10 protein-coding genes are annotated in these 13,261 nt (G+C 69.4%); 1 reads left to right on the top strand and 9 read right to left on the bottom strand.

Annotated features, from left to right (window positions below; all coding sequences use genetic code 11):
* Positions 1 to 115 precede the first annotated feature (115 nt).
* From rodA to folC, 8 genes are all read right to left on the bottom strand, one after another.
* Positions 116 to 1,312, bottom strand: a complete 1,197-nt coding sequence (gene rodA, locus ABT004_RS25975; RefSeq protein WP_351341391.1) for a rod shape-determining protein RodA — start codon at positions 1,310 to 1,312, stop codon at positions 116 to 118.
* Between the two features lie 3 nt (positions 1,313 to 1,315).
* Entirely contained in the window at positions 1,316 to 3,502 is a 2,187-nt protein-coding gene (gene mrdA / locus ABT004_RS25980; protein ID WP_351341394.1) for a penicillin-binding protein 2, read from the bottom strand.
* Positions 3,503 to 3,606: 104 nt separating this feature from the next.
* A complete protein-coding gene (mreD, locus tag ABT004_RS25985) occupies positions 3,607 to 4,284 on the bottom strand; it encodes a rod shape-determining protein MreD (RefSeq protein ID WP_351341397.1) in 678 nt (225 codons plus the stop codon).
* 18 nt (positions 4,285 to 4,302) lie between these two features.
* Positions 4,303 to 5,289 carry a rod shape-determining protein MreC gene (gene mreC / locus ABT004_RS25990; protein WP_351341400.1) on the bottom strand — a complete coding sequence of 329 codons (987 nt, stop codon included), beginning with the start codon at positions 5,287 to 5,289 and terminating at the stop codon, positions 4,303 to 4,305.
* A gap of 108 nt (positions 5,290 to 5,397) precedes the next feature.
* Positions 5,398 to 6,417, bottom strand: a complete 1,020-nt coding sequence (locus ABT004_RS25995; RefSeq protein ID WP_266719674.1) for a rod shape-determining protein — start codon at positions 6,415 to 6,417, stop codon at positions 5,398 to 5,400.
* A gap of 378 nt (positions 6,418 to 6,795) precedes the next feature.
* Entirely contained in the window at positions 6,796 to 7,209 is a 414-nt protein-coding gene (ndk, locus tag ABT004_RS26000) for a nucleoside-diphosphate kinase (protein WP_351341404.1), read from the bottom strand.
* Between the two features lie 178 nt (positions 7,210 to 7,387).
* Complete coding sequence (locus tag ABT004_RS26005) at positions 7,388 to 7,729, bottom strand: DUF4233 domain-containing protein (RefSeq protein WP_351341407.1); 342 nt, start codon at positions 7,727 to 7,729, stop codon at positions 7,388 to 7,390.
* Positions 7,730 to 7,734: 5 nt separating this feature from the next.
* Positions 7,735 to 9,273, bottom strand: coding sequence for a bifunctional tetrahydrofolate synthase/dihydrofolate synthase (folC, locus tag ABT004_RS26010; protein WP_351341410.1), 1,539 nt, complete (start codon positions 9,271 to 9,273; stop codon positions 7,735 to 7,737).
* A 133-nt stretch (positions 9,274 to 9,406) separates the two neighbouring features.
* Between folC and ABT004_RS26015 the strand changes: the two genes are divergently transcribed.
* A complete protein-coding gene (locus tag ABT004_RS26015; protein WP_351341412.1) occupies positions 9,407 to 10,414 on the top strand; it encodes a rod shape-determining protein in 1,008 nt (335 codons plus the stop codon).
* A gap of 145 nt (positions 10,415 to 10,559) precedes the next feature.
* On the opposite strand, the gene ABT004_RS26020 is transcribed toward ABT004_RS26015, so the two are convergent.
* Entirely contained in the window at positions 10,560 to 13,184 is a 2,625-nt protein-coding gene (locus ABT004_RS26020) for a valine--tRNA ligase (RefSeq protein WP_351341415.1), read from the bottom strand.
* Between the last annotated feature and the right edge of the window lie 77 nt (positions 13,185 to 13,261).

Consider the following 13,261-nt stretch of genomic DNA (forward strand, 5'->3'; position numbering starts at 1 on the left):
GATTGAGCAGGCCCGCCCGGCAGGGCTGCTTACAGCCCCTGCGGCGATTGAGCAGGCCCGTCCGGCAGGACTTTCGGGAAGGGGTGGGGTGGGGGCGGACAACCCCGTCGCAGCCTCACGCCGACATCGGGCGCTGCACCTTGATCGATTGGAGTAGCCCCACCGCCACCCACACCGCGAACATGGACGAGCCGCCGTAGGAGACGAAGGGGAGGGGGAGGCCGGCGACCGGCATGATGCCCAGCGTCATGCCGACGTTCTCGAAGGCCTGGAACGCGAACCAGGCGATGATGCCCGCCGCCACGATCGTGCCGTACAGCTCAGTCGTGCCACGCGCGATCTTGCACGCCCGCCACAGCACCACACCGAGCAGCAGCAGGATCAGCCCCGCCCCCAGGAAGCCGAGCTCCTCACCGGCCACCGTGAACACGAAGTCCGTCTGCTGCTCCGGCACGAACTGCCCGGTGGTCTGCGAGCCGTGGAAGAGGCCCGCGCCGGAGAGCCCGCCCGAACCGATCGCGATGCGCGCCTGGTTGGTGTTGTAGCCGACGCCCGCCGGGTCGAGCGCCGGGTTGGCGAAGGCCGCGAAGCGGGCGATCTGGTAGTCGTCCAGGACGCCGAGCTTCCAGACCGCCACCGCGCCCGCCGCGCCGACGCCGATGAGGCCGAGCACCCACCGGTTCGAGGCGCCCGACGCCAGCAGCACGCCGAGCACGATCATCACCATCACCATGACGGACCCGAGGTCCGGCATCAGCATGACGACCAGCATCGGGACGGCGGCGAGACCGATCGCCTGCAACACCGTGCGGTGGTCGGGGTGTTCGCGGTCCCCCGCGTCGACCCGGCCCGCGAGGATCATCGCCATGCCCAGGATGATCGTGATCTTCACGAACTCGGAGGGCTGGAGGGAGAAGCCGCCGGGGAAGAGGATCCAGGCGTGCGCCCCGTTCACGGTCGCGCCGAGCGGGGTGAGCACGAGGAGGACGAGGAAGACGGAGATGCCGTACAGGATCGGCACGGCCGTGCGCAGCGTGCGGTGGCCGAGCCAGATCGTGCCCGCCATCAGCGCGACGCCGATCCCGGTGTTCAGCAGGTGCCGGAACAGGAAGTAGTAGGGATCGCCCTGGTTGAGCTCGGTCCTGTTCCGGGTCGCCGAGAAGACGAGCGCGGCGCCGATGAACGACAGCGCGATCGCCGACAGCAGTATCGGCCAGTCGAGCCTGCGCACCACCGAGTCGCGGGCCATGAGCCGCGTCATGGTGGAACGCTGCGGCCCGTAGCCGGAGACGGAGAAGCCGTTGCCTGTCACCGGTCAGTCCCTCCTGGTGTACGGGGAGGTGGGCAGGGCCGCCGCCAGGTCCTGCTGGGTGGGCGGCGCCTGCTTGTTCGGCTGGACCGGCTTGATCTCCGGGGCGTCGATCGAACCGTCCTTCTGGATCTTCGGCAGGTTCTTCTCCGGCTCGGGCAGCAGGGCCTTCTTCTTGTTGATGCCGCCCTTGTCGTCGACGCCGTAGATCGCGTCGTAGATCTTGCGGACGGCGGGGCCGGAGGCTCCGGAACCCGTACCACCCTGGGAGATCGTCATGACGACCGAGTAGTCCTTGGTGTACGTCGCGAACCAGGACGTCGTCTGCTTGCCGTAGACCTCGGCCGTGCCGGTCTTGGCGTGCATCGGGATCTTGTCCTGCGGCCAGCCGCCGAAGCGCCAGGCGGCGGTGCCGCGGGTCGCGACGCCCGCGAGGGCCTGGTCGATGTGGGCTTGAGTCTGCTTGGTCATGGGCAGCTTGCCCTGTACCTTCGGCGCGATCTCGTTGACCTGCTTGCCGTCGGCGCTGATCACGCCCTTGCCGACCGAGGGCTGGTAGAGGGTGCCGCCGTTGGAGATGGCGCCGTAGATCCTGGCCATCTGGATCGGGGTGACGAGCGTGTCGCCCTGGCCGATGGAGTAGTTGACCTCGTCACCGGCGCGCATCACGTTGCCCTGGCGGCAGTTCTCCCAGTTGAGCCGCTCGACGTAGGAGCCGTTCTTCTTGCCGCCCTTGCACCAGGCGTCCTTGTTGGCCTTCCAGTACTGCTGCTTCCACTTCCGGTCGGGGACCCGGCCGCTGACCTCGTTGGGGAGGTCGACGCCGGTCTCCTTGCCGAGACCGAACTGGTGGGCCGTCTTGTAGAAGGAGTCGTCGGTGTCGACGCCGCTCTTGGGGTGGATGCCGCCGAGCTTCTGCCACTCCTTGTGGGCGATGCCGTAGAAGACGGTGTCGCAGGAGACCTCGAGGGCGCGGCCGAGGCTGATCGGGCCGAAGTTCTCCGACTCGAAGTTCTTGAAGACCTGGCTGCCGATCGAGTACGAGCTGGTGCACGGGTAGCGGCCGTTGAACGGGTAACCGGCGTTGACCGCGGCGGTCGACGAGATCACCTTGAAGATGGAGCCGGGCGCCGACTGGCCCTGGATCGCCCGGTTGAGCAGCGGGTAGTTGGACTTCTTGCCGGTGAGCTGGGCGTAGTCCTTGCCGGAGATGCCGCCGACCCAGGCGTTCGGGTCGTACGTCGGGTTGGAGGCCATGGCGACGACGCGGCCGGTCTTGGCCTCCATCACGACGACGGAGCCGGAGTCGGCCTTGTAGTTTTCGCCGGTGTTCTTGTCGAACTCGGTGCGGGCGGCCTTCATCGCCGCCTGCAGCTCCTTCTCGGCGACGGACTGCACGCGGGCGTCTATCGACGTGACGACGTTCGCGCCCGGTTCGGCCTTGTCGCTCTTGGCGCGGCCGATGACGCGGCCGAGGTTGTCGACCTCGTAGCGGGTGACGCCTGCCTTGCCGCGCAGGTCCTTGTCGTAGGTGCGCTCGAGGCCGCTGCGGCCGACCTGGTCGGAGCGCAGGTACGGCGAGTCGGAGTTCTTGGCCTTCTCGATCTCCGCGTCGGTGACCGGGGAGAGATAGCCGAGGACCTGCGCGGTGTTGGAGCCGCCGGGGCCCGCGTAGCGGCGCACTGCGGTCGGTTCGGCGGTGATGCCGGGGAAGTCCTCGCTGCGCTCGCGGATCTGCAGGGCCTGCTTGGGCGTGGCCTCGTCGGTGATCGGGATGGGCTGGTACGGCGAGCCGTTCCAGCAGGGCTGCGGCGTCTTCGCGTCGCAGAGCCGGACCTTCTCCTCGACGGTCTTGGCCTTGAGACCGAGGACCTTGGCGAGCTTGGCGAGGACGGCCTTGCCCTCGTCGTCCATCTTCATCAGGTCGGTGCGGGAGGCGGAGACGACGAGCCGCGTCTCGTTGTCGGCGAGCGGGATGCCGCGGGCGTCGAGGAGGGAGCCGCGGGTGGCGGGCGTGACGACCTGCTGGACGTGGTTCCCGGAGGCCTCCTTGGCGTACTCGTCGCCGTTGCGGATCTGGAGGTACCAGAGACGGCCGCCGAGGGTGAGCAGGAGGGAGAGGACGAGGATCTGGAGGATGATGAGGCGGATCTGGACCCGTGGAGTGCGGCCCGTCTCGGGGATGTTGGTCACGGTGGCGTGCTCCCCCTCTCAGTGCGTGTACGAGTGCGGCCAGTGGTACGTGTACACGCTGAACCTGTGCGCGTACGCCACCCGGGTGGTCAACTGCGGTGCGCTCACAGGCGCTTGACCCCCTTGATGCGGCCCGCCCGGGAGGCGCGCGCCTTGACCGTCCGCATGCGCAGGCCGCCGGTCCGGCCGCCGATGCTCAGGCCCGTGCCACCGCCGGAGAGCCAGCCGGAGGAGACGTCTGCGGCCTTGGCGGAGCCGCCGGGGGACTCCCCCAGCGGATCGTTCTCGGCGCGTCTCGCGAGCGCCATCACTCCGGGGACGACGAAGGGCGCGAGCAGCAGGTCGTAGAGCGCGGCGGTGAAGATGAGGCTGCCGAGGCCGACGTCGCGGGCGGCGGTGTCGCCGACGAGCGCGCCCACGCCCGCGTACAGCAGGGTCGTGCCGATGGCGGCGCCGACGACGACGAGCATGGGGCCCGCCGCCGAGCGCAGTTGGCCGCTGTCGGGCTTGGCGAGGCCCGCGAGGTAGCCGATGACGCAGAGCACGAGGGCGTAGCGGCCCGCGGCGTGGTCGGCGGGCGGGGCGAGGTCGGCGAGCAGCCCCGCGCCGAAGCCGACGAAGGCGCCGCCCACGTGCCCGTAGACGAGGGCCAGGCCGAGGACGGTCAGGAGCATCAGGTCGGGGACGGCGCCGGGCAGTTGCAGCCGGGCCAGGACACAGACCTGGAGGACGAGGGCCACGACGACAAGGACCGTGGAGAGCAGCATTCGGTTGAAGCGCATGATTCCTTGCTCCTCCTGCTACTGCTGCTGGTCTGCGTTGTTGTCGGCGGCGTTCTCGCCGTTGCCGTTGGCTTCGGCGTTGCCGTTGCCGTCCGCGCCCGGGGTGGCCGTCACGGTCACGGTGGGCGTCGGCTTGGGCTTGGCGGGTTTCTTCGGCAGCACCGTGTCCCGCGGGTCGGTGCGCGGCGCCTGCACGACGACGCCGACGACGTCGAGCTTGGTGAAGCCGACGTACGGCTTCACGTAGACGGTGCGGGTGAGGTCGCCGCCGGAGGGGTCGACGCGGACGACGCGGCCGACCGGGACGCCGGGCACGAAGGGCTTGTCGGACTGCGAGCCGAAGGTGACGAGCCGTTCGCCCTTGCTCACCTTGGCCTTGCCGTTGAGGAGCTGGACGCGCAGCGGACGGTCGCCCTGCCCGGAGGCGAAGCCGAGTTCGTCGGACTTCTCCATGCGGGTGCCGACGGTGAAGTCGGGGTCGTTGGCGAGCAGCACGGTGGCGGTGTTCGGGCCGACGGTCGTCACGCGGCCGACGAGTCCGTCGCCGTTGAGCACCGTCATGTCGCGCTGGATGCCGTCGTTGGCGCCGGCGTCGATGGTCACGGTCCAGGAGAAGCCCTGCGCCGAGCCGATGGCGATGACCTGGGCGCCCTTGATGCCGTACTGGCCCGCGCCCGCCGTCTTCAGCATGGCGTCGAGCTGGCGGACCTTGCTGCGGTTGCGGTCGCCGCTGCCGAGCTTCGCCTTCAAGGAGGCGTTCTCCCGCTCCAGTTCGCCGATGCGGTTGTGCCGCTTGTCGGAGTCGCGGACCGCGCTTATGGCGTTGCCGATCGGGTCGACCGCGCCGGACACGCCGTTCTCCACGGGGCCGAAGACCGTGGCGGCGGCGTGCCGGGCACCTTCGACAGGCGAGTCCTCGCCGCCGCGGATGTCCACCGTGATCAGTGCGAACGCGATGGCGATCAGCAGCACCAGGAGCAGCCGGCTCTCTCGTGTGTCCCTCACGTGCGGCGGCCGTGCCTTCCTCTGAGGATTTCTTATGCCTTGCCTATATATCAACGATCCGCCGCACGAAGTGGCAGGCACTCGTACGGCGGACGTTTTCGCCTCATGTCATCTGCGCGGCGAGGCGTCCAGAACCTGCTGGAGCGCCTCGAACTCCTCGACGCACTTGCCGGAACCGAGCGCCACGCTGTCCAGCGGGTCCTCGGCGATATGGATCGGCATGCCGGTCTCGCGGCGCAGCCGCTCGTCGAGGCCGCGCAGCAGGGCGCCGCCACCGGTGAGAACGATGCCGCGGTCCATTACGTCACCGGACAGCTCGGGCGGGCACTTGTCGAGGGTGGTCTTCACGGCGTCGACGATCGCGTTGACCGGTTCCTCGATCGCCTTGCGGACTTCCGCCGCCGAGATGACGACGGTCTTCGGCAGCCCCGACACGAGGTCGCGGCCGCGGATCTCGGTGTGTTCGTCGGAGTCGAGGTCGTACGCGGAGCCGATCGTGATCTTGATCTGTTCGGCGGTGCGCTCACCGAGGAGGAGTGAGTACTCCTTCTTGATGTGCTGGATGATCGCGTTGTCCAGCTCGTCGCCCGCGACGCGGATGGACTGCGCCGTGACGATTCCGCCGAGCGAGATCACCGCGACCTCGGTGGTGCCGCCGCCGATGTCGACCACCATGTTGCCCGTGGCCTCGTGGACCGGGAGGCCGGAGCCGATGGCCGCGGCCATGGGCTCCTCGATGATGTGCACCTGGCGGGCACCGGCCTGCGAGGAGGCCTCGATGACCGCGCGGCGCTCGACGCCGGTGATGCCGGACGGCACGCAGACGACGACGCGAGGCCGGGCGAGGTAGCGCCGCTTGTGCACCTTCAGGATGAAGTAGCGGAGCATTCGCTCGGTGATCTCGAAGTCGGCGATCACGCCGTCCTTCAGTGGCCGGACCGCCACGATGTTGCCCGGCGTGCGCCCGATCATCTTCTTGGCTTCGGCGCCGACCGCGAGGATGCCGCCGGTGTTGGTGTTGATGGCGACCACGGACGGCTCATTGAGCACGATCCCTCGACCCCTGACGTACACCAGCGTGTTGGCGGTCCCGAGGTCGACAGCCATGTCACGGCCGATGAACGACATTGAGTTCCCCATCAGGATTCGTCTGGCCTTCCCAAGTGGAGCGTTTGATGGCTTGTCAGGTAGGCGAGAGGTGGACGCGTGTGGCGTGGAGGCTCCATCGTAGTCTCGCCTGCACGATCACGGCGCGAGTGTCTTCGCCATTGTCAGCATGGGAGTCCCTGCCCCGCTAATGGGGACGTCCCGACGGAGGAGTGCGTTCCCCCGATCGGGCCGCATATGCAAAAGAGCGGCCCGAATTCTCGGGCCGCTCCTGGTCAGTGGCGCTCCGTGACTGACGCTGCATCAGAAAACGAACTCGCCGGTCTCATGGAGCGGACACCGGGTGTCTCATGCGAGTGAGTCGAAGTCCGGAATAGTGAAGACCGGAAAGGCGACCCGTTACGCGAAATCGGGGAAGAAAAGCTTCAGCTCGCGCGCCGCGGACTCCTCGGAGTCGGAGGCGTGGATCAGGTTCTCGCGGACGATGGTGCCGAAGTCGCCGCGGACCGAACCGGGGGCGGCGGCGATCGGGTCCGTCGGACCGGCCAGCTGGCGTACGCCCTCGATCACCCGCTCGCCCTCGACGACCAGGGCGACGACGGGGCCTGAGGACATGAAGTCGACCAGCGGCTCGTAGAACGGCTTGCCCTTGTGCTCGCCGTAGTGCGCCTCCAGCGTCTCCTGGCTCAGGCTGCGCAGTTCGAGCGCGCTGATCGTCCAGCCGGCCTTGCGCTCGAAGCGGCCGATGATCTCGCCGATCAGGCCGCGGCGGACGGCGTCGGGCTTGAGCAGGACGAGCGTGCGCTGGGTCATTCGCGGGACTCCTTGTGGGCCTAGGTGTGCGGTGACGCCCGAGGTTACAGGGCGTGACCGGCGCCGCGGCAGGCGGGCGGGCGCGGGGTCCGGGGCCAACCCCCGGGGCTCCGCACCGGACCCCGCTGCTCAAACGCCGCAGGGGCTTGATTTGCCCACCCGCACGGCCAAGAACAGCTCAGGCGTGCTCGGCCTGGGCCGCGAAGCGGGCCTTGGCCTCGTCGACCTTGCGGCCGAAGTGGACCGAGGCCCACCACAGGGCCGCGAAGCAGGCGCCGAGGAAGAACATGACGGGGACGAAGAAGCCGCTGATGATCAGGGCGATCTGCAGCGCCCAGCCGAGCTGCACTCCCCCGGGCCGCGTCACCATGCCGCACAGCAGCACGCTGAGCAGCATCGCGACGCCGCTCACCGTCCACACCAGGCCGCCCGAGAGGTCGGGGTCCTTCATGGCGACGAGCCCGGCGAAGCCGATGACGAAGAACTCGGCGAGCAGGGTCGAGGAACAGAGAATACGCACGGCGATCAGCCCTTCCCCAGGAGCAGCCGGGCTTCGCCGACCGTGATGACGGAACCGGTGACGAGCACTCCCCCGCCCGCGTACTCGCCCTCTTCCTCGGCGAGCGTGATCGCGGCCTCGATCGCGTCGTCGAGGCGCGGCTCGACCTGGACGCGCTCGTCGCCGAAGACCTCCACCGCGATGCCCGCCAAGTCGTCGGCGTCCATGGCCCGGTGGCTGGAATTCTGCGTGACGACGACCTCGGCGAAGATCGGCTCGAAGGCCTCGAGGAGCCCCCGTACGTTCTTGTCACTGCTGGCGCCGACGACACCGATGAGGCGGCTGAAGTCGAAGACCTCGCGGATCGCCTCGGCGGTGACGCGGGCGCCCGCCGGGTTGTGCGCGGCGTCGAGGACGACCGTCGGCGAGCGGCGCACGATCTCCAGGCGGCCCGGCGACGTGGCCGAGGCGAACGCGGTGCGGATGGTGTCGATGTCGAGCAGGCGCGCGTGCTGCGAGCCGATGCCGAAGAACGCCTCGACGGCGGTGAGCGCCACCGCCGCGTTGTGCGCCTGGTGCGCGCCGTGCAGCGGCAGGAAGACGTCCTCGTACTCGCCGCCGAGCCCGCGCAGCGTCACCAACTGGCCGCCGACGGCGACCTCGCGGCGGACGACGCCGAACTCCAGGCCCTCGCGGGCCACCGTCGCGTCCCGCTCCACGGCCTTCTTGAGGATCACCTGCGCCGCGTCCACCGGCTGCTGCGCCATGATCACGGAGGCGTCCTGCTTGATGATCCCGGACTTCTCGCCGGCGATCTCGCCGGGCGTCTCACCGAGCCGGTCGGTGTGGTCGAGGTCGATGGGGGTGATGACCGCCACCGATCCGTCGATCACGTTCGTCGCGTCCCAGCTGCCGCCCATGCCGACCTCGACGACCGCGACGTCCACCGGGGCGTCCGCGAAGGCCGCGTAGGCCATGCCGGTCAGCACCTCGAAGAAGGAGAGGCGGTACGCCTGCTGGGAGTCGACCATCTCGACGTACGGCTTGATGTCCTCGTACGTCTCGATGAAGCGCTCATGGTCGATCGGGGCGCCGTCCAGACTGATCCGCTCGGTGATCGACTGGACGTGCGGCGAGGTGTACCGGCCGGTGCGCAGGTCGAAGGCCGTGAGCAGGGCCTCGATCATGCGGGCCGTGGACGTCTTGCCGTTCGTGCCCGTGATGTGGATCGAGGGGTATGCGCGCTGCGGCTCGCCGAGCACGTCCATCAGCGCGGCGATGCGGTCGACGGAGGGCTCCAGCTTCGTCTCGCCCCAGCGCGTGGCGAGCTCCGCCTCCACCACCCGCAGCGCCTTCTCCACCTCGGGGTCCTGCGGGCGGGCCGGGATCCCGTCACCCTGCGGCGGGGCCGACTGGGTGCGCAGGGTGCGGCTGCCCGCCTCGATCACCGCGAGGTCGGGATCGCGGGTGGTCTCTTCGCCGACGATCTCTTCGAACTGGTCGGCGTCGTCGGGGTTGTCGGGGGAGCCGTAGTCGCTGCTGTCGCGCGGGGGGAGGTCACTCACACACGCCAGTCTACGGAGGTCCACCGACAGCGCGTCGGACGCCACCCGACGTCCCGGTTCGGGACCTTCGGCCTGTCCGTTTCGGGACCTTGGTCCCTCCGGATCGGTCTTCCGCCCGGCAAACTTGCTGATCATGGACATAGGCATCGATCTCGGCACCGCCAACACCCTTCTCTACGTACGCGGTCAGGGCATCGTGCTGAACGAACCGTCAGTCGTCGCCATGAAGGCGGGCGGGCGCGGCGAGGTGCTCGCCGTGGGCAGCGAGGCGAAGGAGACCATCGGGCGCACGCCGGGGTCGATCACCGCGATCCGGCCGCTGCGCGGCGGCGTGATCAGCGACTACGAGGCGGCCGAGGCGATGATCCGGCACTTCGTCCGCAAGGCGGTGCCGGGGCGGCGGCCCCGTACGCGCATGGTCGTGTGCGTGCCGAGCGGGGTCACGCCGGTGGAGCGGCGGGCCATCGAGCACGCGGCGCGGCGGGCCGGGGCGAGGACCGTGCACCTGATCGAGGAGCCGATGGCGGCGGCGATCGGGGCGGGCCTCCCGGTGGCGGATCCGCGGGGGTCGATGGTCGTGGACATCGGCGGCGGCACGAGCGAGGTCGCCGTCATCTCGCTGGGCGGCGTGGTCACTTCGCAGTCGCTGCGGGTCGGCGGCGACCGGTTCGACGAGGCGATCACGGACTACGTGCGCAAGCAGCACGGGCTGCTGATCGGCGAGCGCACGGCCGAGGACATCAAGATCGCGATCGGCTCGGCGTGGCCGGTGCCCGGCGAGGACGCGTTCGAGATGCGGGCGTTCACCGTGCGGGGGCGGGAGAAGGTGGCGGGCCTCCCGAAGACGCTCGAACTGACGGTGCGTGAGGTGCGGGCCGCGCTTGACGAGCCGGTGGAGGCGATCATCGCCGCGGTGAAGGCGACGCTGGAGGAGTGTCCTCCGGAGCTGTCGGGGGACGTCATGGAGCACGGGATCGTGCTGACGGGCGGGGGTGCGATGCTGCCGGGGCTCGATCTGCGGATCGCCTCCGGCACGGGGATCCCGGTGTTCGTCGCGGACGACCCGCTGGACAGCGTGGCGCTGGGGTGCGGGAAGTGTGTGGACGACTTCGACGGGTTGCAGCGGATGCTGGCGGCGTAGGCCTCCGGCGGTTCGGCCGGGGTGTGCGGGTGCGGTGTCGCCGTGGTGTGCGCAGTTCGCCGCGCCCCTGAAAGGGGCGTCCGACGCGTGCGGCCCCGAAACCCAAGGTCGGGGTTTCGGGGCCGCGCGTCAATGACTCACGCCGCTACGCCTGCGGCAGCCGGTCCAGCTGGGTGCGGATCCGGGCGATGTCCTCGTCCGCCTTGGCGAGCCGGCCCTTGATCTTGTCGACCACCTGGTCCGGGGCCTTGGCGAGGAACGCCTCGTTGCCCAGCTTGCCCTCGGACTGCGCCTTGTCCTTCTCGGCGGCGGCGAGGTCCTTGGCGAGGCGCTTGCGCTCGGCCGCCACGTCGATCGCGCCGGACAGGTCGAGCGCCACCTCGGCGCCCGCGACCGGCAGCGTGGCGGTGGCGGTGAAGCCCTCGCCCTCCGGCTGCAGCTTGAGCAGCTGACGGATCGCCGGCTCGTGCGCGGCGAGCTCGGTGCCGTCCAGGGTGAGGCGGGCCGGGACGCGCTGGCCCGCCTTGAGGCCCTGGTCGCCCTTGAAGCGGCGGACCTCGGTGACGACCTGCTGGAGCGTCGCGATCTCCTGCTCGGCGGCGTCGTCGCGGAAGCTGCCGGCCTTCGGCCAGTCGGCGATCACGATGGACTCGCCGCCCGTGAGCGTCGTCCACAGCGTCTCCGTGACGAACGGGACGATCGGGTGGAGCAGGCGCAGCAGAACGTCGAGAACCTCGCCGAGGACGCGTCCGGACACCTTGGCCGGCTCGCCGCCCGCCATGAACGTCGTCTTCGACAGCTCGACGTACCAGTCGAAGACCTCGTCCCACGCGTAGTGGAAGAGCGAGTCGGAGAGCTTCGCGAACTGGTAGTCCTCGTAGAACGCGTCGACCTCGGCGACCGTCTTGTTGAGACGGGAGAGGATCCAGCGGTCCGTCGCCGTCATCTCGGACGGCTCCGGCAGCGGGCCCTCGACGGTCGCGCCGTTCATGAGCGCGAAGCGCGTCGCGTTCCAGATCTTGTTGGCGAAGTTCCGGGACGCCTGGACCCAGTCCTCGCCGATCGGGACGTCGATGCCCGGGTTGGCGCCGCGGGCCAGCGTGAACCGCAGCGCGTCGGAGCCGTAGGTGTCCATCCAGTCCAGCGGGTTCACCGCGTTGCCGAAGGACTTCGACATCTTCTTGCCGTTCTCGTCACGGACCATGCCGTGGAACGCGATGGTCTTGAAGGGGACCTCGCCGTCCATCACGTACAGGCCGAACATCATCATCCGGGCGACCCAGAAGAACATCAGGTCGTAGCCGGTGACCATGGCCGAGTTCGGATAGAACTTCGCCAGGTCCTCGGTCTGCTCCGGCCAGCCCAGCGTGGAGAACGGCCACAGGCCGGACGAGAACCAGGTGTCCAGGACGTCGGTGTCCTGGTGCCAGCCCTCGCCGCTCGGCGGCTGCTCGTCGGGGCCGACGCACACGGTCTCGCCGTTCGGGCCGTGCCAGACAGGGATGCGGTGGCCCCACCACAACTGGCGCGAGATGCACCAGTCGTTGAGGTTGTCGACCCAGTCGAAGTAGCGCTGCGACAGGTCGGCGGGGTGGATGTCGACCCGGCCGTCGCGGACCGCGTCACCGGCGGCCTTGGCGAGCGTCTCGACCTTCACCCACCACTGCAGCGAGAGGCGCGGCTCCAACGTCGTCTTGCACCGCGAGCAGTGCCCGACCGAGTGCACGTACGGCCGCTTCTCGGCGACGATGCGGCCCTCGGCCCGCAGCGCGGCGACGATCGCGGAGCGCGCCTCGAAGCGGTCGAGCCCCTCGAAGGGGCCGTGGGCGGTGATGATGCCGCGCTCGTCCAGGACCTGGAGCGCCTCGAGGTCGTGGCGCTGGCCGATCGCGAAGTCGTTCGGGTCGTGGGCAGGGGTGACCTTCACGGCTCCGGTGCCGAACTCCGGGTCGACGTGCGTGTCCGCGACGACGGGGATGGAGCGCCCGGTCAGCGGCAGCTTGATCTGCTTGCCGATCAGGTGCGCGTACCGCTCGTCGTCCGGGTGGACGGCGACCGCGGTGTCGCCCAGCATCGTCTCGGCGCGCGTCGTCGCGACGACGATGGTGTCCTCGCCCTCGCCGTACTTCATGGAGACGAGCTCGCCGTCGTCGTCCTGGTAGTCCACCTCGATGTCCGAGATGGCCGTCAGGCAGCGCGGGCACCAGTTGCTGATGCGCTCGGCGCGGTAGATCAGGTCGTCGTCGAACATCTTCTTGAAGACCGTCTGGACCGCGCGGGACAGGCCCTCGTCCATGGTGAAGCGGTCGCGGCTCCACGCCACACCGTTGCCCAGGCGGCGCATCTGACCGGCGATCTGGCCGCCGGACTCGGCCTTCCACTGCCAGACCCGCTCGACGAACGCCTCACGGCCCAGGTCGTGCCGGGACAGGCCCTCCTTGGCGAGCTCGCGCTCCACCACGTTCTGCGTGGCGATGCCCGCGTGGTCCATGCCGGGCTGCCACAGCGTCTCGTAACCCTGCATGCGCTTGCGGCGGGTGAGGGCGTCGATCAGCGTGTGCTCGAAGGCGTGGCCCAGGTGCAGGGAGCCCGTGACGTTCGGCGGCGGGATGACGATCGTGTACGGCGGCTTCTCGCTCTTGGGATCGGCATCGAAGTAACCACGCTCTACCCAGCGCTCGTACAGCGGCCCCTCTACTTCGGCCGGCGCGTACTGGGTCGGCAGTTCGGAGGTGGGCGCTGGCGTCTGCTGCTGAGAGTTCTCGGTCACCGGGCCAGTTTAGAGGGGTTACAAGCTCGTACTGAAACCGAATCCGGTGGAACGGATCGCACCCGCGTACGTCAGGA

The organism is Streptomyces sp. NPDC002790 (genome assembly GCF_040295505.1).
Lineage (GTDB): Bacteria > Actinomycetota > Actinomycetes > Streptomycetales > Streptomycetaceae > Streptomyces.